Origin of the sequence: Arthrobacter sp. SLBN-83, assembly GCF_006715285.1 — a bacterium.
In the GTDB taxonomy this organism is placed as follows: domain Bacteria; phylum Actinomycetota; class Actinomycetes; order Actinomycetales; family Micrococcaceae; genus Arthrobacter.
On the sequence record NZ_VFMX01000001.1, the window covers coordinates 2,377,500 to 2,399,518 of the forward strand.

General features: G+C 66.0%; 21 protein-coding genes. 8 read left to right on the forward strand and 13 right to left on the reverse strand.

Going from position 1 to position 22,019, the window contains the following annotated elements; translation table 11 throughout:
* The first annotated feature begins 382 nt into the window (after positions 1 to 382).
* A complete protein-coding gene (locus tag FBY30_RS21180) occupies positions 383 to 664 on the forward strand; it encodes a transglycosylase domain-containing protein (RefSeq protein ID WP_327437007.1) in 282 nt (93 codons plus the stop codon).
* 211 nt (positions 665 to 875) lie between these two features.
* On the opposite strand, the gene FBY30_RS11000 is transcribed toward FBY30_RS21180, so the two are convergent.
* From FBY30_RS11000 to FBY30_RS11020, 5 genes are all read right to left on the reverse strand, one after another.
* Positions 876 to 2,990, reverse strand: a complete 2,115-nt coding sequence (locus FBY30_RS11000; RefSeq protein ID WP_142132903.1) for a beta strand repeat-containing protein — start codon at positions 2,988 to 2,990, stop codon at positions 876 to 878.
* On the reverse strand, positions 2,987 to 3,475 hold the full coding sequence (locus FBY30_RS11005; RefSeq protein WP_142132904.1) for a hypothetical protein: 489 nt from the start codon (positions 3,473 to 3,475) through the stop codon (positions 2,987 to 2,989). Before FBY30_RS11005 ends, FBY30_RS11000 begins: the two co-directional genes overlap by 4 nt.
* Position 3,476: 1 nt before the next feature.
* Entirely contained in the window at positions 3,477 to 4,613 is a 1,137-nt protein-coding gene (locus tag FBY30_RS11010) for a COG1470 family protein (protein ID WP_142132905.1), read from the reverse strand.
* 77 nt (positions 4,614 to 4,690) lie between these two features.
* The gene (locus FBY30_RS11015; RefSeq protein ID WP_142132906.1) at positions 4,691 to 5,143 is read right to left on the reverse strand and encodes a hypothetical protein; all 453 of its coding nucleotides are present in this window, start codon (positions 5,141 to 5,143) and stop codon (positions 4,691 to 4,693) included.
* A 552-nt stretch (positions 5,144 to 5,695) separates the two neighbouring features.
* Complete coding sequence (locus tag FBY30_RS11020; protein ID WP_142135166.1) at positions 5,696 to 6,157, reverse strand: Lrp/AsnC family transcriptional regulator; 462 nt, start codon at positions 6,155 to 6,157, stop codon at positions 5,696 to 5,698.
* Positions 6,158 to 6,317: 160 nt separating this feature from the next.
* Here FBY30_RS11020 and pdhA point away from each other — a divergent pair, with 160 nt between their 5' ends.
* The 4 genes from pdhA to FBY30_RS11040 all read left to right on the forward strand — a co-directional run bounded on the left by pdhA (position 6,318) and on the right by FBY30_RS11040 (position 10,474).
* Entirely contained in the window at positions 6,318 to 7,547 is a 1,230-nt protein-coding gene (pdhA, locus tag FBY30_RS11025) for a pyruvate dehydrogenase (acetyl-transferring) E1 component subunit alpha (protein WP_142132907.1), read from the forward strand.
* Positions 7,544 to 8,665 carry an alpha-ketoacid dehydrogenase subunit beta gene (locus tag FBY30_RS11030; protein ID WP_142132908.1) on the forward strand — a complete coding sequence of 374 codons (1,122 nt, stop codon included), beginning with the start codon at positions 7,544 to 7,546 and terminating at the stop codon, positions 8,663 to 8,665. The genes pdhA and FBY30_RS11030 overlap by 4 nt, the downstream gene beginning before the upstream one ends.
* Positions 8,666 to 8,667: 2 nt before the next feature.
* The gene (locus FBY30_RS11035; RefSeq protein WP_142132909.1) at positions 8,668 to 10,155 is read left to right on the forward strand and encodes a dihydrolipoamide acetyltransferase family protein; all 1,488 of its coding nucleotides are present in this window, start codon (positions 8,668 to 8,670) and stop codon (positions 10,153 to 10,155) included.
* A 133-nt stretch (positions 10,156 to 10,288) separates the two neighbouring features.
* The gene (locus tag FBY30_RS11040; protein WP_142132910.1) at positions 10,289 to 10,474 is read left to right on the forward strand and encodes a hypothetical protein; all 186 of its coding nucleotides are present in this window, start codon (positions 10,289 to 10,291) and stop codon (positions 10,472 to 10,474) included.
* A gap of 40 nt (positions 10,475 to 10,514) precedes the next feature.
* On the opposite strand, the gene FBY30_RS11045 is transcribed toward FBY30_RS11040, so the two are convergent.
* The 5 genes from FBY30_RS11045 to FBY30_RS11065 all read right to left on the reverse strand — a co-directional run bounded on the left by FBY30_RS11045 (position 10,515) and on the right by FBY30_RS11065 (position 15,182).
* The gene (locus FBY30_RS11045; protein WP_142132911.1) at positions 10,515 to 11,597 is read right to left on the reverse strand and encodes a DUF1648 domain-containing protein; all 1,083 of its coding nucleotides are present in this window, start codon (positions 11,595 to 11,597) and stop codon (positions 10,515 to 10,517) included.
* Positions 11,594 to 11,995 (reverse strand): GntR family transcriptional regulator, encoded by a 402-nt coding sequence (locus FBY30_RS11050; RefSeq protein WP_200830675.1) that lies wholly within the window; start codon positions 11,993 to 11,995, stop codon positions 11,594 to 11,596. The genes FBY30_RS11045 and FBY30_RS11050 overlap by 4 nt, the downstream gene beginning before the upstream one ends.
* Before the next feature lie 294 nt (positions 11,996 to 12,289).
* Positions 12,290 to 13,567 carry an RNA polymerase sigma factor gene (locus FBY30_RS11055; protein WP_142132912.1) on the reverse strand — a complete coding sequence of 426 codons (1,278 nt, stop codon included), beginning with the start codon at positions 13,565 to 13,567 and terminating at the stop codon, positions 12,290 to 12,292.
* Complete coding sequence (locus tag FBY30_RS11060) at positions 13,567 to 13,902, reverse strand: YciI family protein (RefSeq protein WP_142132913.1); 336 nt, start codon at positions 13,900 to 13,902, stop codon at positions 13,567 to 13,569. The genes FBY30_RS11055 and FBY30_RS11060 overlap by 1 nt, the downstream gene beginning before the upstream one ends.
* Positions 13,903 to 14,078: 176 nt before the next feature.
* On the reverse strand, positions 14,079 to 15,182 hold the full coding sequence (locus FBY30_RS11065; protein ID WP_142132914.1) for a hypothetical protein: 1,104 nt from the start codon (positions 15,180 to 15,182) through the stop codon (positions 14,079 to 14,081).
* A gap of 162 nt (positions 15,183 to 15,344) precedes the next feature.
* On the opposite strand from FBY30_RS11065, the gene FBY30_RS11070 reads away from it, so the two are divergent.
* A complete protein-coding gene (locus tag FBY30_RS11070; protein WP_142132915.1) occupies positions 15,345 to 16,796 on the forward strand; it encodes an FAD-dependent monooxygenase in 1,452 nt (483 codons plus the stop codon).
* Positions 16,797 to 16,835: 39 nt separating this feature from the next.
* Here FBY30_RS11070 and FBY30_RS11075 read toward each other — a convergent pair whose 3' ends face one another.
* Positions 16,836 to 17,252, reverse strand: a complete 417-nt coding sequence (locus FBY30_RS11075; RefSeq protein ID WP_142132916.1) for a VOC family protein — start codon at positions 17,250 to 17,252, stop codon at positions 16,836 to 16,838.
* Positions 17,253 to 17,487: 235 nt separating this feature from the next.
* On the opposite strand from FBY30_RS11075, the gene FBY30_RS11080 reads away from it, so the two are divergent.
* A complete protein-coding gene (locus FBY30_RS11080) occupies positions 17,488 to 19,200 on the forward strand; it encodes a phospholipase C (RefSeq protein WP_235009416.1) in 1,713 nt (570 codons plus the stop codon).
* Positions 19,201 to 19,249: 49 nt separating this feature from the next.
* On the opposite strand, the gene FBY30_RS11085 is transcribed toward FBY30_RS11080, so the two are convergent.
* Both FBY30_RS11085 and FBY30_RS11090 read right to left on the reverse strand, forming a co-directional pair.
* Positions 19,250 to 19,537, reverse strand: a complete 288-nt coding sequence (locus tag FBY30_RS11085; protein ID WP_142132917.1) for a YegP family protein — start codon at positions 19,535 to 19,537, stop codon at positions 19,250 to 19,252.
* 407 nt (positions 19,538 to 19,944) lie between these two features.
* Positions 19,945 to 20,682, reverse strand: a complete 738-nt coding sequence (locus FBY30_RS11090; protein WP_142132918.1) for a GAF and ANTAR domain-containing protein — start codon at positions 20,680 to 20,682, stop codon at positions 19,945 to 19,947.
* A gap of 145 nt (positions 20,683 to 20,827) precedes the next feature.
* Here FBY30_RS11090 and FBY30_RS11095 point away from each other — a divergent pair, with 145 nt between their 5' ends.
* The gene (locus FBY30_RS11095; RefSeq protein WP_142132919.1) at positions 20,828 to 22,006 is read left to right on the forward strand and encodes an acyltransferase family protein; all 1,179 of its coding nucleotides are present in this window, start codon (positions 20,828 to 20,830) and stop codon (positions 22,004 to 22,006) included.
* The last annotated feature ends 13 nt before the right edge of the window (positions 22,007 to 22,019 follow it).

The following is a 22,019-nucleotide window of genomic DNA, read 5'->3' on the forward strand; positions in this document are numbered from 1 at the left end:
TTGGGAATGCGCCGTGAACTCCCCTGGAGTCCCGCGTGGTTGCGGGGGAAAGCCCATGACGCCAGGGGCAGGACGCGTGGGGTGAAAACGTATGCTTGCCGGCGAGGAAGAAGATCCGGAGACACGAATGGCCTCACGAGTCCCGTTCTGAACCTCCCCAACCGGCCCCGGGGCAGGGGCCTGTTTCGCGCCACGGGAATGACGCTGGGGTGGATCCTCGCCTTCCTTGGCGTCAGCGTCCTCTGTGGAGCCCTGGTGGCCGGGTTGATGGTGCCCGCCGCAGCGTTGACCGAGTCGGCCGTGGGAGGCGTGTGCTTGCCGCGGAGGGGTCCCAGATTGCCACCCTCTTCAATGAGAACCGGCCCGGATTCCCCTGGACCAGATGTCGCCCAACATCAAGAACGCGATTGTGGCGATCGAGGACTACCGGTTTTACCGGCGCGGCGGCATTGATCCGGAAGGCATTTTCCGAGCACTGGCGGTGGACGCCCCCGGCGGGCACCAGGACGCATCGACGCTGACCGAGCCGTACGTCACAATGAGTGGAACAACCAGACGTGGGTGGTGGGCTGCACGAAAGGCCTGGCCACTGCATAGTTCTTCGGCGATCCCTTACCTGAGTCGAGGGGGAGCCTGCGGGTCGAAACCTGATGTGCGTGGCTGACGATGTGGCATAAAGGAACCAAGATCCACCGGACGAAGGGAGACCGTCCATCCTTAACGGTGGAAACGTAGGGGTCAACATCGGTGCACTGGGGGCCGTGGGCGTCGCCCTGTACGTAGTCCTGGTGGCCCGCCGGCGCAAGTGAACGGAACGACAGAGGGCCGGCCTGCAGTCGTTGAACTACAGGCCGGCCCCTGGGCGTGAACATTCGTCAGGGCGCAAAACCGGATGCTGTCAGGGACGCGAAGGGCGCTGTTCCCAGTGGGTTTCCGGCCATGTCCGTAAAACCCGTTGGCGGTGTGTAGCCAGGCTTTCCGGGAACAACACCGACATTGAGCGTGCCTGCACCCGAGCTTCCATTGGGCGCATTGCCGAACGTGATGATCAGCGCGTTATTTGTACCGTCCCACGTCAGGGTGGACGTGGTTCCATTAGCCCCGAACGTGGCCGGGTTGCCGGTCAGATAATCACCACCGAGCGTGACGGTACCTATGCTGCAGCCACTGAACGAGAAGGCCAGTGAGTCATTGCTGCCCTTGTCGGTGATGGTGGCGGTGCCGGACGGAGTAGTCGTCCAGGTGGAGCACACCTTGGTTTGATCCATTTTCTCCGAGAACGTGATGGTGACGGTGTCGCCAGGATCAGCGGAGGCCTTATTGGTATTCGTCGAACCTCCGTTGGCCAGTTTGATTCCCGTGACAGTTGGGGGAGCGGTGTCCTTCGCAGTGGTGCCGGAGGCGGTGGCCGTGGTGGTGTTGCCGGCGCCATCCGTAGCGGACGCGGTGTAGGTCAGCGCGCCGTCGGCGAGGCTGGAGATGTCCACCGTTGTCGACCATGACGTTCCTGTGGGCGTCACTTGGGCCGTCACCGATTTGAATGCCGAATCCCTTACGGTGACCGTCACGACGGTTCCAGACTCCACAGTGCCGTTCACCTTGCTGCTCCCGCTGGCGTACAGGGGCGCCGTGATGGTCAGTGCCGGAGCAACGGTGTCCTTCGTATCCGATGCAGTGACCGCAGTGCTGGTGTTGCCCGCCGCGTCTGTGACAGTGACCGTGTAGGCGACCGGACCGTCTTTGACCGTCCCGAGGTTCATGCTGGCGGACCATCCCCCGCTGGCGTTGGCCGTCGGCGCGACCGTGACGGGGGTGGCAGTTCCCGGACTCGTGGCAGACACGGTGACGGTCGCGTTGGCTTCAGCGCTGCCCGAGACGGGGACGGCGCCAACGTTGCCGGTGTTCACGTAGGCGGGCACTCTCACCCCAGCTGCCGGCCCAGGAACGTTGGTGTCCTTCGTGCTCGTGGCGGTCTTGGCTGCACTGGTGTTGCCTGCAGCGTCCGTGGCGGTGGCCGTGTAGGTCACCGTTCCCTCGTTCAGGCTGCCGAGGTTCAGGGTGGCGGACCAGTTTCCGCTGCTGTCCGCGGTGGGGGTAGCAGCGGGCGTGGTGTGGGCGGAACCTGCGTCGGCCGCAGTGAGCGTGATCTTCGCATTCGCCTCTGAGGTTCCGGTAATGGTCACTCCCGCAACCGTGGCGGCGTTGACGTATGGCGGAGCGCTGAGCGTAAGCACTGGCGCCTGGGTGTCGATCCTGACCGTCAGGCTCTGCGCCGACCCGGGATTGCCCACCTGGTCCGTCGCGAAGTACGACACCGTGTGCGTCCCGTCCCCGGTGACCGGCATAGTGGCGACGGCCGCGCTGACCGTCTGCTGCGCGCCGCCGTCGACCCCGTACGTAATGGAGGCGACGCCGGAACCGTTCGTGCCGTCGTCGGCCGTGACCGTCACGGTGACGGGGCTGCTGTTGTTCCAGCCCGCTGCGTTGGGAGTGGGTGAAACTGTGGCTGCCGCGCTGGGCGGGGTGGCATCGCTGCTGATTCCGTTGCTGCGCGGGCTCTCGGCGCCGGTCCAGAGTGCGATGGCAGGGGTGACGGTGTAGTACCAGGTGCCGCCCGGGACGTTCTGCTCCGTGCAGGTGAGGGTGGTTACGGTGTCCGCGCAGCCGCCGGTGGCCGGGATGGCGGTCCCGCCGGTGGCTGATGAGTAGCGGGCCACGGTGTAGCCGGTGGCGGCACGGCCGTTGACGGTGCTGCCGCTGGCCCAGGTGACCGAGAGTGCGGCGCCGTTCGCGCTGACGGCCGGCTTGGAGCCCGGGGTCAGGGCGTCGGCTGCGGCGGCGGCGTTGTTGCTGCTGGTGGTGGAGGCCCAGAAGGCGTAGGCGGCAGTGCCAGAGCCGAGCAGGAGCAGGACCGCTGTGATGATCCACGTGAACCTGCGGGAGGGGCGGCGGCCGACGAAGAGTGACGCGTTGCGGACGGCGAGGCTCATTTGCGGACCTCCGCCGTCACTGGAACGCTGAACGTTGCGCCCTGGCAGGCTGCGAGCGAGGTGGTATCCATGGTGGCCGCTCCGGGGAGGGTGATGAGTGCCGACGAGTCCGCGGCAACGTAGGTTGCGGGGGTGAGAGGTGCGGCGGTTCCGGTGATGCTGACGCCGGTGGTGGTGCATCCGGGATGCGCGGCGTCCGCTGTGACAGGCCCGTTGCCGGTGACGCTGTAGACCTGCACAGAGTAGGGGTTGGGATTGGTCAGGCGGAGGACGACGTCGGCGCTACCGCCAGGGTAGAGGGCCGCCTTGGGGTTGTCGCCGGCGACGAGGGCGTCCACGGTGACGGCCTGCATGGTGCCGGCGGCTGCCGAGCCGCTCCCGGCGCCCGTGCCGCTCCAGAAGGCGTAGGCCGTTCCGGCGCCGGCGGTCACGAGGAGGCCTGCGAGGGCAGCTGCCCTGAAGCCACGGCTTCTTGTGGGTGACATCTCAGTTCCCCTGTCCTGATCCTGAGTAGCTGAGCTGGAGGGCGGCGCCTTTGCAGCCGTCCTGGTTGGTAGACGTGTCCAGCATTCCCACCCGCGGCCAGGCGGTCTGTGCGACGTTGAGCCCCTGGAGGGAACCGCCCGCGGCCGGAACTGCCAGCGGGTAGGGGCCGCTGTACTGGGTGACGATGAAGTCGGCCGGCGTGCAGGGCAGGTTGGCTGCCACGGCGGCCGCGCTCCTGGTGACGCCCGCGACGGCGACCGAAAGGTTGGTCAGCGACAAAGGCTTGTTGATGGGGTTACTGATCTGCAGGTTCAGTCCGGCCGAGGTGCCGGGGGACAGGGCGCCTGGGAGGGACCCGGAGATGCCGAACTGTTTGATGGTGGAGTCCAGGACCAGTTGGACGTTCGCGTAGGCGTACTGCGCCTTCCCGGCGGAGTCCTTGCCGGTGCCCATCAGGTAGAGGCTGGAGGTTCCGGTGGGGGAGGCGTTTGTGGCGGCCACCTGGAGGGTGGTGGAGTTCCCTGTGGCCGGGTTGGGCGAGAACGATGCGGTGGCTCCCGCCGGCAGTCCGCCCAGGACGCTGAAGGTGATGGGTCCGCTGAGGTTGGTGCGGCTGAGCTCCAGCGTGTAGACGGCGGTGGCACCCGGCGGAATGGTGACGGAGTCCGGGGTGGCAGTCATCGAGAAGGAGCCGGAGATTTTGTAGTTCACCGTGAGGCTGGCCGATGCGCTGCCGGAGACCTTGCCGCTCGCCGCGGTGATTGTGATTGTGCTTGTGCCCGCCGGCGTCGTTGCGGCGGTAGTGGCGTTCAGGGTGGCCGTTGTGGTGCTGCCGGAGCTGAGGGTGACGAACGACGGCGTGAACGCGCCGCTTGCGCCGGCCGGAAGTCCCGCGGCGGCCAGGTTCACCGTGCCACTGAATCCGCCGGTGGAGGTCAGGGTTACCGTGTAGGACGCTTGCTGGCCCTGTTGGACGGACTGGCTCGCGGGGGAGACCTGCACCGTTATGCCCGGCTTTGGATTGTTGGCCGCCGCAATCAGCGATCCGGCACCGGCCAGCAGCAGCACCAGCGCCACCAGTGCTGCCTTAATTCCGATCCGCCTGCGACGCTGCGCATGCCCGTCCTGCTCGTGCACCCTGTGCCCCTCTTCCTTCGGTGCAAATGACGGCAAGCCGGGGGCGGATTCGCACCGCCCCCGGCCCGCTCGCTTAGTTAGTGGCTGGTGACGTTGACCGTAATGGTGGCGGTCTTGCAGGCGTCCTGGTTATCCGCGGTGTCCGTGAAGGTCAGAGTCCCCGTGCCCACGGTCGTTCCGGTCGTCTTCGCCAGAACCGTCGTCGGTGAGTTGGACGCGTCGACGGTGAACCAGCTGGCGAGACACTTCGCGTCACTCGTGGCCACCGTCGGAGCCAAGCCCGCGACAACCGTGCTGGAGGTGTTCGAGTTGTCTGCCGTGTAGGTCACTGCCCGAGTTTCGCCTGGTGCAATTCCCGTGGCGAACGAGGAGTGCAGGGTGACTTCGTTGTTGCCTGCCGACGCGACAGCAGATCCCGTACCCGAACCCGTCGTGCTCCAGTAGGCGTACGCTGCACCGCCGCCGGCTGCCAGCAGCGTCGCGGACAGAGCAACAGCGGCGATCTTGTTCTTCTTGGTCATTTTGCGCATGGAGAGACTCCTTGAATGTGTGGTTGAGAACCCGTTCCCCCATTGGTGGCTCCATCCAGGTGCCTTCCGGTGGATCGATGACCCAATATTTGCCGCAGCGAAATAGGTGCAACAACAGGTACCGGTACCCGAGTTTCTGGAACCTCAAGAAGCCGGGTACTCGGTAAGCGCTGCCACTACCTGCGTTCTCCACGCTGCGTTGCCGTGGAAGATTCTCTGCGCACCGTGAAGGCTCAAGGCGAAAAGGGGCAACCCAAGTAGTGGACCTACGCGGTCTTCGGGTACTGCCCCAGCACCGCTGTGGAGCGCTCACATTGAGCAAATCTTGAGTACCGTTGGCGTCCAATATCCGGAATAGGTCACGCACTGGCCCTTGTTGTTCCGGGCCAGCGCCGTCGCCTCCGTGGTGCGTGCCGCCGTCGTGGTTCCGGCGTTTTCGACGCACAAGGCCGGACGTGACGCGCAGCTTCCCTGGCGCCCCCGAAGTGTGCGCCTCGAAAAGTACTTTCCGGGTCGGAGGTGGATCTGCGCGTCGCGGACCACCCTACGCCCCTACCGCGTGTCCACGTCCTCAAAGACCAGGAACGTCTGCGTATCGAGCACCCCGGGCATGGTCTGCAGCTGGTCGAAGATGACCCGCCGAAGGTCGATGTTGTCCACGGCACGGACCAGCAGGATTACATCGAAGTCGCCGCCCACCAGCGCGATGTGGTGGACCTCGGGGATAGCACCCAGCTGGTCGCGGAGTTCGCGCCAGGAATCCTGCTTCAGCTTCAGCGTCACGTAAGCCGAGGACTTGAGCCCTGCCTTGATTGGATCCACCAGCGCGGTAAACCGGGTCAGCACGCCGTCCGAAGTCAACCGGGAGATCCGGGAGTAGGCGTGCGCCCTGGAGATGTGCACGTTCTCGGCCACCTGCGTAACCGACATCCGCCCGTCCCGGGTTAGTTCGGCAATAATGCGCCGGTCAATGTCGTCCAGTGGAATCTCGGCAGCGGCGTCCTTGCCCGGCATTTTGTCCACGGCTCCCATCGGTAATCCACGTCACAGTTACAAATCGTCTCCCATACTAGGCAGTTCGAAGCAGGTTCTCCACGATTTGCACACCCGGTAGATACGAAACCTGCTCCAGGACCATACTGGGAGCGAATAGTGGCTACCGAAGGACGGACCAATGACGATCTCCGCAGACCACACCGCGCCGGACACCACCAGCCCGCAGGAAGCGCCGGACAACGCGCTGAACGAGGCTGTGAAGAAGTTCGGCATCACGGTGGAGGACTACATGCTCCCCGCCCGGCATCAGATCCAGATGGTGGCCCCGGACGGCAGGCTTATCCCCGAAGGCGAGCAGGGCACCCAGCCCGGCCACGAGTACCCCGTGCCCGGAGACAAGGAACTGCTCGAAGCGTACGAACGCCTCGTCGTCGGCCGCCGCGTCAACGACCAGAACTCCGCCTTGGTCCGGCAGGGCCGCATGGCCGTGTACCCGTCCAGCCATGGCCAGGAAGCCTGCCAGGTGGCCGCCGCCCTGTGCCTGTCCGACGGTGACTGGATGTTCCCCACCTACCGCGACGCCGTCGCCGTGATGACCCGCGGCGTGGACCCGGTGCAGGTGATGACCATCTTCCGCGGCGACTGGCACGGCGGCTACGACCCCCTCAAGTACAAGGTGGGCATCCAGTGCACGCCGCTGACCACCCAGCTGCTGCACGCCGTCGGGGTTGCCCACGCCGCCAAGCTCCGGGGCGAGGACACCGTAGTGCTGGCCATGTGCGGTGACGGCGCCACCAGCGAAGGCGACTTCCACGAGGCCCTGAACTTCGCCGCCGTCTTCCACCTGCCCGTCATCTTCTTCGTGCAGAACAACAAGTACGCCATCTCGGTGCCGCTGGCGCACCAGTCCGTGGCGCCGTCGCTCGCGCACAAGGCCGTGGGCTACGGCATGGCGGGCGAACGCGTGGACGGCAACGACGTGGTGGCGCTCCTCGCCGTCCTGGACCGCGCCGTTGCGCTGTGCCGGGACGGTTCCGGCCCGCTGCTGGTGGAGGCCAACACCTACCGCATGCAGGCCCATACGAATGCCGACGACGACACCCGCTACCGGGAAAGCGCCGAGGTTGCGGAGTGGCGGGCCAAGGACCCCGTCAACCGGATGCGGACCTACCTGACGGACCGCGGGCTGCTGGACGATTCCGCTGAAGATCGGATCCGTGAGCACGCCGAGGCGGTTGCCGCGCAGCTGCGCGAGGGCCTTAGCGAAGATGTTCCGGTGGACCCGCAGGAACTCTTCCGCCACGTCTTTGAGCGGCAGACCCCGCAGCTGACGGAACAGTCCGCCATGCTTGCGGACGAACTGGCCCGCGACGCAGCAGCTACTGAATCGAAGGAGGCCGGCAAGTGAGCCCCACCATCACCACCTCATCCGAGGCCAACGGCAACGTTTCCGCCGCCACCGCCCGCGCCGCCGCATCGGCTGCAGCGTCCGCCGAAGCCGCCGGGCCGCAGCCGGTCACCATGGCCAAGGCCCTCAATACCGCCCTGGCCGACGCCATGCAGGCAGACTCCTCGGTCCTGGTGTTCGGCGAGGACGTGGGCATGCTGGGCGGGGTCTTCCGCATCACCGACGGCCTCACCGCCACCTTCGGCGAGCAGCGCTGCTTCGACACTCCGCTGGCCGAGTCCGGCATCGTGGGCATGGCCGTGGGCATGGCCATCAACGGCATGCGCCCGGTCATCGAGATGCAGTTCGACGCGTTCGCCTACCCGGCGTTCGAGCAGATCGTCAGCCATGTGGCCAAGATGCACAACCGCACCAAGGGCATGGTGAAGCTGCCCATGGTCATCCGCATCCCGTACGGCGGCGGCATCGGGGGTGTGGAGCACCACTGCGACTCCTCCGAGTCCTACTACGCCCACACCGCCGGCCTGAAGGTCTACACCCCCGCCACGGTGGCGGACGGCTACCGCATGCTCCGCGAAGCCATCGACTCCGACGATCCCGTCGTCTTCATGGAGCCCAAGAAGATGTACTGGACCAAGGACGCGGTGGACCTGGGCGAGCTGCGGCGTCTCCACGACTCCCGTGCGGAAGGTACGACGGCGGGACTTGGCTCGGAAGGTCGTGCCGCCGTCGCGCGTCCCGGCACAGACGCCACGCTGATTGCCTACGGCCCGTCCGTGCCCACCGCTTTGGCTGCCGCCGAGGCGGCTGCGCTGGAGGGACGCTCGCTGGAGGTCATCGACGTGCGGACCATCGTGCCGTTCGACGACGACACGGTATCCGCCTCCGTGCGGAAGACCGGCCGGGCCGTGGTGATCGCCGAGGCGCACGGCTTCGCGTCCGTGTCCTCCGAGATCGTGGCCCGGGTGCAGGAGCACTGCTTCCACTACCTGGCCGCCCCGATCCGCCGTGTGACCGGGTTCGACGTTCCGTACCCGGCGCCCAAACTCGAGAAGTACTACCTGCCCGGCGTGGACCGCATCCTCGACGCCGTTGACGACCTTCAGTGGGAGAACTGACCATGAACGAACCACGCGTGTTTTTGCTGCCCGACCTGGGTGAGGGCCTCACCGAAGCGGAGCTCGTTTCCTGGCAGGTGGCCGTTGGTGACGAGATCGCCGTCGACCAGCCCATCGCCGAGGTGGAGACCGCCAAGTCCGCCGTGGAGGTGCCGTCCCCCTACGCCGGGATCGTTGCTGAGCTGCATGGGCAGCCGGGGGAGACCCTGGATGTGGGGAAGCCGCTGATCTCGGTGACGCCTCTTGGTGCTGGGGCCGCCGCGGATGATGCCGCCCCCGCCCCTTCGCCCGCCCAGCCCGAGGTTGAGCCAAGCGAAACTGAGCTTGCCGAACCCAAACCGGCCAACACCAAGGCCGAGGCCTATCGGGAGGAGGAGAAGGCCGGTTCCGGAAATGTCTTGATTGGTTATGGAACTCCCGGCGGTCATGGTGTTGCCCGCCGTACCCGTGCCCGGAAGACCGCCGTCGCCCTCGCTGAGCCCGAGGCGCCGTCGAGCCCCACCGAGGATGACCTCACCCTGCTTCGTACCCGTGTGCCGGGCAAGCTTGGGGCCGTGATCTCGCCGCTGGTCCGGCGCATGGCGCGGGAGCACGGCGTGGACCTGGGAGAGCTTTCCGGCTCCGGCGACAGCGGGCTGATCATGCGCCGCGACGTCGAAGCGGCGATGCGGACAGCAGCGCCCACGGCTGAACCCCAGGCAGAGCCTGTCCAGGCGGCGCCGAAGCGTCCGTCTCTTGCGCCGGCTGAAACTCCTGCCGGCTCAACCACCGACACCCGCACCGGCCTTCCCATCTCCGCCCGCACGCCGGTGCGTGGTGTGCGGAAGGCTGTGGCCACCAACATGGCCCGCAGCCGCTCCGAAATCCCGGAAGCTACCGTCTGGGTGGATGTTGACGCCACCGCGCTAATGGAGCTGCGCGAGGGATTGAAGGCCAACGGCGCAGAAGTCCCCGGCCTGCTCGCGTTCATCGCGCGGTTCGTCACGGCGGGGCTGAAGAAGTACCCGGAACTGAACACACGGATCGAAACCGCGGACGACGGGTCGCAGGAGATCGTGTCCTTCGACGGCATCAACCTGGGCTTCGCGGCGCAGACCGACCGCGGCCTGGTGGTGCCCTCCGTACGCGGCGCCGAGAAGCTCAGTGCGCGTGAACTCGACGTCGAGATCCGCAGGCTCACCCAGGTTGCGCGGGAGGGCAAAGCGACCCCCACGGAGCTGGGCAGCGGCACGTTCACGCTGAACAACTACGGCGTGTTCGGCGTGGACGGGTCCGCGGCGATCATCAACCACCCGGAGGTGGCCATCCTCGGCGTAGGCCGGATCATCGACAAGCCGTGGGTGGTCAACGGTGAGCTGGCCGTCCGCAAGGTCACCGAACTGACCCTCACCTTCGACCACCGGGTCTGCGACGGCGGAACGGCCGGCGGGTTCCTCCGCTTCGTGGCAGACGCCATCGAAAACCCCACGTCGCTCTTGGCGGACATCTAACCGCCACCCGCAATAGTCCAACCTAGGGTGATGTGTACGACGGCGGTCGCGTGCCGCCGTCGTACTTTTCCTGGATCCCTGCACCCTGCCGTAATCTTGGAGTCCCCACCGGTCTCACATAAGGGTCAGAATCTTGGCGAATACTGCTCCGCAGGCACCCGCGCTAGGCGCGCTCGAAAACCTTGCCTGGACTGCCCTCTCCGTAGGAGCCGCCGCCGCGCTGCTTCCGGTGATCGGACTGAAGGCGCTGTCAAGGGCCGCACTCCCTAAAGGATCCACAGCTCCCGTCGTGGATGAACGCCACTACCTGATCCAGTAACGGTGGGTGAGACGGGGCCGCATGCCGCCGTCGTACCTGCTCAGCCGCCAAAGCGGAGCGTGATCACCAAAACGATCAGCGCTACCACGCCGGCCAGCAGCATTGCCGCCCGGGGGTCCCCGAAGTTCAGCGTCCATCCAATGCCGAACCTGCGGGGAACCAGCAGCGCCGGGTCTTCGCGGTTGAAGTAGATCAGGCCGGCGCGCCAGAACTTGTCATCGTCACGGTGCGTCAGCCCCGTGTCCTCCCCATTCCCGCCGCGGTCCGCGTTGTTCCTGGCCAGGACCGTCACCGCTGCCACTACGGAGGCCAGGACCGGGACCACGATTACCAGCGGCGCCCACCGGGCAACAGTCCCGGTCCACATCAACAGTGATGACCCCATCAAGCCCAGATCGATCATGGCCACCAGCCCCAGAAGTGCCTTGGCGCCCAGCGAAATATAGTGCCGGGCCCAGCGTGCGGAGCCCTCAGGGCGGGCTGGGTCTAGATCCGCCCGGCTTCGTATGATGGCCGCCGCCAGGCCCGCCAGCAGCGCTGTGAGACCCAGCTGCAGGAAGACCAGCGAAAAGGCCGAGCCAACCGATTTGGCCTCCAACCGGTCGGCAGCTCCATTGCCGGCGTAGTGCACCACGAGGCTCTGGGGCATGGAGGGATACATCAGGATGCCGATGACCGCGGTCGCGGCAGTGATGAGTGCGGCGGGTGCCAACCAGCGCCAGGGAAACCGCGGCGGGTTGGTCCTCAACTCGGTGTCCACCGCGATGCCCTGGTGAAGGCCCTCGAACCAGCCGCCGTCCACCTTCGCCGCCCGGATCTCCTGGTGGGCCAGGAAGAAGCAGCCGTACCAGAGCCCCACGAGCACCAGCACAGACAAGGGGAGCAGCAGCGGCTGCCGCGTGAGTGCGAGGCTCCCCACGCCCACCACGGCAATGACACCCCCGCAGACCAGGACCCGCCGCCGGTACCGGCGCGACTGCTCCGCCACCACAGGATGGGTTGAGTACTGGGCCGGGATCCGCACGCCGAAGGGCACTGTGCCGCTGGTGACCGATGGCAGCACCAGTGCGAGCAGCAGCACCAGTCCCAGCAGGACAAAGCCCAAAATGATGGAAACGATCATCGCCTTTCCTCCTGCTGCGGTTGGCCAAATGACTCGAGGAGCGCTTGGCAGGTCTGGAGCACCTGGTCAGCCGGCACTCCGCGGGCAACAGCTTCGGCCAGAAGGGTCCGGGCCCTCGCGGTCCAGTCGGAGGGGAGCAGTTGGTCCGCGGCACTCGCGGTCACCACTGCTCCGGTCTTGCGGCTGAGGCTGATCAGCCCTTCCTGCCGGAGGAGATCGTAGGCCTTGTTGACGGTGTGGAAGTTGATGCCGAAATCGGCGGCGAGTGCGCGGATGGGCGGCAGCGTACTGCCTTCCGTGAGTGCGCCGTGGGCAATTGCTTCCACGATCTGGTCCCGGATCTGCTGGTAGATGGGCACCTCAGCAGCCAGGTCTACGTTGAGGATCAACGCCTTCACCCCTTGCCTTTGTTCGATTAGTTATAGAACAAAGGCAACATGAGTGCCAGAGGCAATTTGACGACGGCGGCCTACCGCCGGCACCGTGCCTCAAATCTTTCCGCAATAGGGTCTTTACGCACTGGCCACTCCTTATTAAAGTGGAACGCGTCATAGTCCGGATGGGCGCCGGGGGCGTCCGGGAAGGGGGATTGCGCATCACCGCTGACCGATACCAAACGACAAATGACCACTACGTTGAAGGCCCCTCCTAAGGAGGGGCCTTCCCTTTTGCCTGCACCCGTGCGCCAGGGCCTACCCCGTCAGCTCACTTATCCGGCCCCGGAGAAACCGCCGTTCCGCGTCGTTGTCGGTGAGGATCAGCGCCTCCTCAAACGCCACCCGGGCCTCCTCCAAACGGCCAAGCCGGGCCAGGAAGTCGCCGCGGGCGGCGGCAAGGTAGGGGTAGCGTGCCAGCTGTGGTTCGGCGCCCAGCGCATCAAGTTCCGCCAGCCCTTCAGCGGGGCCTGCGGCGAAACCGAGGGCAATAGCCCGATTGAGCTGAACCACCGGGGAGGGCCACCTTTCCATGAGCAGGTCATACAGGCCCAGGATCTCGTGCCAGTCGGTCTCGGACCAGGACCCGCTCTCATCATGCACCGCCGCGATGGCGGCCATGAGGGCGAAGCGGCCCGGAGGCCGTGCTGCCAGCGCCTCCCTTAGAAGCGCCACCCCTTCCTCGATGGCCTGCCGGTCCCACTTTGACCGGTCCTGGTTCTCGAGCAGAACGACGTCCCGGTTTCCGTTGAGCCGGGCACCGGCACGGGCCTCGGTGAGCAGGACCAGGGCCAGGAGCCCGGCAACATCGGAATCGTGGGGGAGCAGGACGCGCAGCAGCCTCGCCAGCTCAAGCCCCCGCTCGGCGAGGTCCCTGCGCATCAGGTCTGCTCCCGATGGAGCCGTGTGCCCCGTGGTGTAGACGAGGTAAACAACCGACAACACCCCGTCCAGCCGCTCATGCAGCTCGGACGACGCCGGCACCCGGTACGGGATGTGCGCGGCCGCGATCTTCTTCTTCGCCCTGGTAATGCGGGCCGCCATGGTTGCTTCAGGGACCAGGAACGCCCGCGCCACCTCGGCCGTGGAGAGCCCGCACAGGAGCCGCAGGGTCAGGGCCACCTGGGCTTCGAACGCCAGGGCCGGATGGCAGCAGGTGAAAATGAGCCGGAGCCGGTCGTCCGGGATGTCCCCGCTGTCCCCGTCTTCGGCGACCATCCCTTCGACAACCGTCTCATCAACGCCGGGCTCCCCGGGGCCCACCAGCTTGGGCAGCGTGCGCTCCGCGGCGGCTGCCCGCCGTCGAAGGTCCAGGGCCCGACGTCGGGCCGTCACCGTGAGCCAGGCCCCCGGGTTGCGGGGGATTCCGCTCCCGCCCCACGTGGACAACGCACTGGCGTACGCGTCCTGAACCGCCTCCTCGGCAGTGTCGATGTCACCCGCAACCCGGACCGTTGCCGCCAGCACGAACGCCCACTCCCGGCGGTGGGCGTCCGCCACCGCGGCAGCAACCTCTGTGCTGGCGGGCCGAGGCATTAGTTGGCCACCCGAACCGGCCACACCTCAACTCCGACGCCGGCCGGAACTTCCTTGGCGATCTCCAGCGCCTCATCGAGGTCGGCTGCCTCAATCATGTAGTAGCCGCCCAGCGTTTCCTTCGACTCCACGAAGGGGCCATCCGTCACCGCGAAACCGCCGGATCCGTCGCGGCGGATCGAGGTCGCCGTGGAGGACGGATGCAGGGCGGCCCCGCCTAGCAGGGAGGACCCGCGCCGCCGCTGGAACTCCTGGTAGCTGGCGCTGATCGATTCGCCTTCGGCCTGCCTGGCCACCGCCTCGTCCTGGTAGATCAGGATCAGGTACTTGGACATGTCGTGCTCCCTTCCGGTGTGGTTAAGGGCTTCCCGTCGGAGAAGCTCCTACCCATACGACGCACAGCGGAAGCGGAAATCGACAACGCCAGGCAATTATTTTCAAAGGTGACTTCCAGGCAAAGGCCGTCCGCCGCCGTCGTACGCATCCCAACGCCCGCCCAACTGCGGCGCCCTCACCCCAGCGGCCAGGGCGGTGTCGCCTCCTGGTACCTGGTGATGGCGGCCTTGGCCTGCTGGAACCGGGCCTCGCTGGACATCAGCAGGTCCTGCGACAGGAAGCTGAACCCGAAAAGGCCGTTTGCCTTGAGTTCGGCCATCTTGGAATCAGTAAAGAAACCTTTCATGTCGGCGTCGTATACCGCCAGCGAGTCGTTGTCCGGCTTGTAGTGCGCCAGTAGGGACAGGCCGTTTCCGTAGCCGTGCAGCGCCTTCACCATCCAGGTGGTTTGTTCCACGTTCTCGTGGATGCCCATCGCCTGGAAGGACTGGAAGTCCGAGTCATCCATGACGTCCTTGAAGAACGGCAGCATGGACCGGCCGCCGCCGCGTGCGGGGTCATCAAATGTTGCAGCCCAGCCGCCCCACGTCAGGGCGACTTTGGAATTGGGTGCGTAGGTGTGGAACGCATTCTTCGCTTCCAGGTAGGCGTCCTTCAGCGCGCGGTAGTAGGCCTGCCCGGTGTCCCAATAGTTCCCATCCTCTCGGCAAGGGTACGTCTGGAACTCGGTGAACATGGACACATACAAGGGAGGCCCTGAGGCCGGGCCGCCGGTGTTCTTTGCCAGCTGCACCATGTCCGTTTGGAACTCCCTGGACAGGGGGTAAGCCTCGCCGCAGACCGGCCCGTACTTGGTCTGCACGATGCCGTCAGGGCTTCCGCCAGGGGTTCCCGGCCGCGGATAGCCGTCCCAGATGACCAGGTGCATCGCTTTGCCTGCAGCGTAGATCTGAGGCGTGACGTCGGTCCGGTAAATGTCGAAGAAATTCATGTCAGTCCGGTAGTTGTACCAGCTGGTGACCATGTTGACCGGCGCCTCTTTGACGATGCGCTTGTCCAGCGCCCCGTGCGCCTGCGGCCCGAGTCCGAAGAGGAGCCCGCCCTGGACCGCGGCTGCACGTTCAGCGGCGGGGCGTGTTGTTGCACCGTCCCCTGTTTGGCTGGCCACTGAAAGGCTTCCGGCCAGGAGGATGCAGACGGCGAGCAACACCGCCGGCAGTTGGTGGATCGTTGCCGGACGCCAATATCGGGCACGGAAGTAAGAGCGGATGGATGCCATGACACCTCCAGCGGATGGAAGGCCTGCCCGGGATGTCGGCGGCGGAACGCGCGCCGGGCCGGGATCCCTTCCATTTCCAAAGTACCGCGGCCCCGGGGCCTTGCGGCAAGGCCCCGGGGGTACCGCATACTGGCGGTCGAAAAAGGAAGGGGACGGTTGGGTATGCACGACGTAGTCATAGTGGGGAGCGGACCCACGGGGCTGATGCTGGCGGGCGAGCTGCGGCTGGCAGGGGTGGACGCGCTTGTCCTGGAGCGGCGCCCGTCCCAGGAGCTGGCCGGCTCGCGCGGCGGCGGAATCCATTCGCGCACCATCGAACTGCTGGATCAGCGCGGCATCGCGGACCGGTTCCTCGCCGAGGGCAGGACGCTGCAGACCGCACCGTTTGGCGGCACGCAGCTGGACCTGGGCTCCCTGCCCACGCGCCATCCTTATACGCTGGCGCTGTTCCAGAACCATATCGAGCGGCTGCTGCTCGAATGGGTAGAGGAGTTGGGCGTGCAGATCCGGCGCGGGGTGGAGGTCACCGGAGTTTCAGCGGACGACGGCGGCGCGGCCGTGGAGCTCGCGGGGGAGGGGCCGGTGCGGGCCAGGTACGTCGTGGGTGCCGACGGCGGGCGCAGCGTGGTGCGGCGTTCGGCCGGCATTTCCTTGGTGGGCCCGGATGCGACCCGTAGCAGCCTGATCGCCGAGGTAAAGGTGGCGGGGGAGCCCGGCCAGCAGGGCAAAGTGGACGCCCGCGGCATCCATGGGCTGTACCCGATGGGGGACGGCGTGGTCCGGGTAGTGGTCACCGAGGCTTCACTCAGCCCGGCTGCCGAACCCACCCTGGATGACCTGAAGCAGGCCCTGCTCGAGGTGTTCGGCACGGACTTCGGCGTGCACAGCCCCATCTGGGTCTCGCGCTTCACCGACGCCACCCGGCAGGCAGAGTCCTACCGGAAAGGCCGGGTGCTGCTGGCCGGCGACGCGGCGCACGTCCACTCACCCACCGGCGGCCTCGGCATCGGGCTGGGGCTGCAGGACGCCGTCAACCTCGGCTGGAAGCTGGGGCAGGTGGTGCTGCGGAACTCGGGCGAGGAACTGCTGGACACCTACCACGCCGAGCGCCATCCTGCCGGTGCCCGGGCGCTCAAATACACCATGGCGCAGTCCCTCTTCCAGAAGGCCGATCCGCGGCAGGAGGCTCTGCGCGATCTGCTGGACGAGGTGCTCCGGGTTGACGCTGCAGGCGCCCCGATCGCGGCGTTGGTCACCGGGCTGGACGTCGCCTACGACCTGGGGCCCGGCCACCCGCTGCTCGGCCGGCGCATGCCCGACCTGGACCTCATCACAGCCGACGGCCCGTCCCGGGTGTACCAGTTCCTGCACCAGGGCCGCCCGGTGCTCCTTGACCTTGGTGCCCCCGCGCTGGATCCGGGGGGATGGGCGGCCCAGGTGCAGCAGGTCAGGGCAACGTACGACGGCGCGTGGCAGCTTCCGGTGCTGGGGACGGTGGATGCCCCGACGGCAGTCCTGGTCCGGCCAGACGGCTACGTCGCCTGGGTGGGCGAAGGGTCGGCGGATGGGCTCGACGCGGCGTTAACAACCTGGTTTGGTGCGCGGCAGCGGTAGGACATTAGCGGCCGGCCTGGGGGAGTGGCGAAAACGCGTTTACTCCTTGGGGCCGGCGATGTTGACCAGCCACTGGATGCCGAACTTGTCAGTGCACATGCCAAACGCGTCGCCCCAGATGGCCTTCTCCAGCGGCATCGTTACGGTGCCGCCATCGGACAGCTTGTCCCAGTAGCCCCGCAGCTCGGCTTCATCGTCGCCGCTGAGGGAGACGCTGAAGGTGTTCCCGGGGTTGTAGTCCATGCGCGCCGGAGTGTCCGATCCCATGAGGGTCAGCCCCGACGGGCCGTCAAGCTGTGCATGCATCACCAGGTTGTCTTCTGAGGGGTCCTGGCTTGCGTGAAAGTCGGCGAACGTGCTCATGTTCAGCTCGCCGCCGAAGACATTCTTGTAAAACTCCATGGCTTCCCGTGCGTTGCTGCGGAAACTCAGGTAGGGGTTGAGGCGCGTGGGCATGAGGGCTCCTTTTGAACGGACGTCGTTGTCTGCACGGTCATGCTAGCAGCGCCTGCCATTGCCGAGAAGAGGGTCTCCCGCAGGGTGGGACGGGTGACAGGGAGTCCGGGCCATACCAGGCAGACGGACCATGTCCGGAAGGTGAACGGCCGTTCATCCACAAACCGGCAGGGGTTAATTACGCGAAAGTAACTTGGGGGAGTCTCGGCTAGAACCAAATTTGAGAGGCTCCCCAATGAGCTCGTCCCACGGACAACGATTCAGCAGCAAGCGGATGGCCGCCGCCACGGCCGCGGTGGCACTTACCGCCTGCACCCTGAGCGCAGGCTTCGCCGTCCCCGCGGCCGCCGGCGATAACGGCAGCACAGCCACACCCATCAAGCACGTGGTGGTGATCTTCCAGGAGAACGTCTCCTTCGACCACTACTTCGCCACCTACCCCCAGTCGGCGAACACGGCAGGCGAAACCCAGCAGGGCAGCGGTACCCCGGCGTCCGCGTTCACCGCAGCCGAGGATACGCCCAAGGACATCAACACCTTGGCCAAGGCAGGCCTGCTGGCGCCGAACAATCCGAACTCTGTCCAACCTGCCCGGCTCTCGCCCATGCAGGCCGTCACCTGCGACCAGGACCACGGCTACGGCGCCGAGCAGAAGGCCTACAACGGCGGGGCCATGGACCAGTTTGTCCAGTTCACCAGCCGCGATGCCTGCGGCACCAACCAGTATGGCCGGCCCGGCCTGACCATGGATTACTACGACGGCAACACCGTCACCGGCATCTGGAACTATGCCCAGAACTACGCCATGGGCGACAACCACTTCAGCACCGTCTTCGGTCCTTCCACCCCCGGCGCCCTCAACCTTGTCTCCGGCCAAACCCACGGCGCCAAGGAGTTCACGGCTGCCGGAGCGCCGGTGGCCACACCCGCTGCCGGAAGCAGCACGGTCCGCCAGCCTGGCGCAAACGGCGTTGGCACCGTGATCAACGACCCCGACCCTGTCTACGACGACTGCTCCAACAACAGCCACGCCAAGAGCAACAACCTCGCGGGCATGACCGGCACCAACATCGGCGACCTGCTCAACGCCAAGGGCACCTCCTGGGGCTGGTTCCAGGGCGGGTTCACACCCACTACTCCGGCGACAGGGACCACGCCGGCCTCCTGCCTCTCCAGCCACACCAATGCCGCCGGTGCCTCCGTGGTGGATTACTCCCCGCACCACCAGCCGTTCCAGTACTACGCCTCCACGGCCAACCCGCACCATCTGGCACCCGCGTCAGCTGACGAAATCGGCCACAACGGCCAGGCCAACCACCAGTACGACCTGACCGACTTCGACAAGGTGGTCAACACCGACAACATGCCCGCGGTGTCCTTCCTGAAAGCCGGGATGTTCCAGGACGGCCATGCCGCCTATTCGGACCCCGTCGATGAGCAGAACTTCATCACGAAGACCGTGAACCAGATCCAGCAGTCCAGGAACTGGGAGGACACCGCCGTGGTGATCGCCTATGACGACTCCGACGGCTGGTACGACCACGTGGCCGCCCAGGTTAAAAACTCCTCCAACACAACGGACGACGCCGGGTGGTGCCAGAGTGCCGCGGCCGCGGGGGTGCCCATGGCGGGCGGCTACACTGACCTCTGCGGCCCGGGCCCCCGGCAGCCGCTGGTCGTCATCTCCCCCTATGCGAAGAAGAACTTCGTGGACCACACGGAAACCGACCAGGCCTCGGTTCTGCGCTTCATCGAAGACAACTGGAACACCGGACAGATCGGTGACGCCTCGGCCGACGCTACGGCGGGATCGATCAGCAGCATGTTCAACTTCCACCACCTGCGGAACGACAAGGTGATGCTCGACGAGCAGACCGGAGCCGTGGCATCCATTACCCATGCAGGCAATGGCAATGGCGCATCCGGCAAGGGCCGTGGTCCGCAATAACCAGCACATCACAGTGAGCCCGGCGCACCTCCTTGGGGCGCCGGGCTCTTTAGTGTCTCCTGTGCTGCCTGAGCCTGCGGCTCTGCCCCAGCGGGACCTTCCGGTCGTGCTGGGGTGCCGCCTGCTCGTGCTGTTCAACCCGTCGCCGGTAAGCGCTGGAGGTGTGGTCCCTGATCGGCGCCGTGGCCGCCACCTCGCGGAAGGAATTGATGCCGTCGACTGCGGCGCTGCTGCTGGTGAAGGGGACTGAGACTGCGATTTCCTCGCCACGTCCGTTCACCAGTCTCACCAGGCAGTTGCCGTCCTGGTCGGTAACGAGTTCAAAATGGCCAGCCATTGAAACGCCTCCCAAAAAGATTGGTAGAGCGAGCCGGCTGCTTGACCTCTTTCCGACGATACAAAGCGCTGGTGCCCGGTGGTCAAGGGGATGACGGCTACAGAATCATTAATTCGGGGAAATTGATCAAAAGATTGGGGATTTAGTCCCTTCTTCCGAGCCGCGGGAGAGGGCTAGGCTGGTTCCAGGTCAGGCAGACGGCCTCTGTGTTGCCGTCTTGAAACCGGTGACGGCTCTCCGCCATTCAGGCCGGGAGCCGGTCCTGCAACTGATTCTCGACGCAACCACCCGCAGAGCTGACGCGGGTGTGGCCCAGGCAAATCCAGTATCGGGGGTGGACCACGCTCGCGTCGTAGACTCCGGGAGCCAGCAGCGTCGCTGGCTCCCGGTCTGGTTCTCCCGGAACTTCAGTCCTCGAAGTGGGCCTTGGCGTCTTCCGGCGCTGCAAAGCGGTTCACGAGTGATTCGGCCAGCTCATTGAGCTTCTGGTTGCGTGTGTTGGAGGCACTGCGGAGGATCTCGAAGGCCCTGTCCTTGGTGCACTTGTTCTCCGCCATGATGATCCCGCAGGCAAGATCAATTGCCGTCCTCGTGTCCATTGCCGCCTTCATGTTTTCGGCACGCTGGTCCGCCGCCGCGATCCGGACGGCCAGGCGAAGCGCTTTCCCTGCCATGTCGGCGAAACGTACCCCGTCGTCCACTGCCTGCTCATCGAAGAGCCCACTGACGGGGGCGAAGTAATCAAGGACCGCTCCTGCGTCGTCCTCCAATTTCATAGGGATGCCGAGCGAGCCGCCGATGCCTGCGGCGGACAGCGCGCTGCGGTACTCGGGCCAACGTGGATCGGAGGACACGTCGCCGAGCAGGACGGGAACGCCGCTTTCCAGGGCCTCGATGCAGGGGCCGTCGCCCAGGCTTTGTTCGATGCGGTCGATAACCGTCGCCCTGCCGCTGCTCCCGCCGATGGTAGCTGTGCGTTTTCGCCGGTGCAGGGTCACGGCACACTCAATGGGCACTCCGGTGCTGCTGCTCATGCTGGCCGCAGCAAGCCCGGTGAGGCCGTCCAGCATGGATTTAATGTCCTCCATTCCTGTGACAAGATCTACGAGCCCTTCGAGGTCATCTGCGACGTCCTGGTCAACCATAGGTTCACCCTAGAAGCATCAGTAGGCGGTCACAAGGCCGCAGTTTTTGGGATCAGAAGTCAGCGTTCTCCCAGTGACCGTCCAGCAGGGTTATGGAAACGTTATATATAATTGCTTAGTGGTTTTGAGGTTGAGCAGCGGAAAGATGTCAGTGCCAGATCTCCCGGCGGCGTCCGAAACGGGCCTTATCGCCGGACGCAAGCATGCCCTGGACGGGCTCCGGACCGTCGCCGTAGCGGGCGTGTTCTTCTTCCATACCGCCACCGAGTCGATGCCCGGCGGGTCCATAGGCGTGGACGTGTTCTTCACCCTCAGCGGCTTCGTGATCACGCTGCTGATCATGAAGGAACGGCTCGCCACCGGCCGGCTCCACCTTGGCATCTTCTACGCCAAGCGCCTGGCCCGGCTCTGGCCGGCACTGTTGGCGCTCTGCGCGGTGATCCTCGCCGTCGGCTTCCTGTTCCCTGCCTCAGGCTGGGGCGGGCAGGCGGGGTTTGTCCTTCCCGCTGCCGCCTACGTGATGAACCTGGCGCACTTCGGCATGTTCGGTGACTCCATCGCCGGAGAGACCCTCGGCCCCACGTGGACCCTGGCCGTTGAGGAACAGTTCTACCTGGTGTGGCCGCTGCTGCTGCTGGTGATGCTGCGGTTCTGGAAGGTCCGCACCACAGCCTTCGCCACAGTGGCCCTGGCCGCCGGCTTCGTGCTGAACCGGTTCCTGCTGGTGAATGCCGGCGAACCACTGGACCGGATCTACAACGGGCCGGACACCCGCGCCGACGAACTGCTGATCGGCTGCGCCCTCGCCCTGCTGTCCACCGCCGTCCGCCAGGGCTCGCGGCTGCACAATGCCTTGCTGTCGGTGTCCCGCTGGGCCGCGCCCCTGGCCGGCACCGCCCTCTTGGCCGCGCTGTTCCTGCTGAAGGAACCGGACGCCCCCGGCACTTGGTTCAACGTGTTCTGGACGGTTGGCCCCACCGCACTCGCACTGCTGTCCGCCGTGCTGGTCGGCTCCCTGGTCCTCCAGCCGGCCGGCTTCCTGTCACGCATCTTCAGCCACCCCTGGCTGGCCCGCCCCGGCCGCGACCTGTCCTACGGAATGTACCTCTGGCACCTGCCGGTCTACCTACTGCTGATGCCGCTGATCCCGGCGTTGCCGCTCCGGATCGCCCTAACGGCAGCCCTCACTGTGCTGCTGGCCTTCACGTCCTTCCGCTGGGTTGAGCGTCCGCTGCGCCGCTGGGCGAACAAAAGGCTGGATCCCGCCGTCGTGCCTTCCACGCCCGAGTCCTCCAAGGCACCCGTGGGGGCATCAGCGGGCTAAAGCGTTCGGCTGA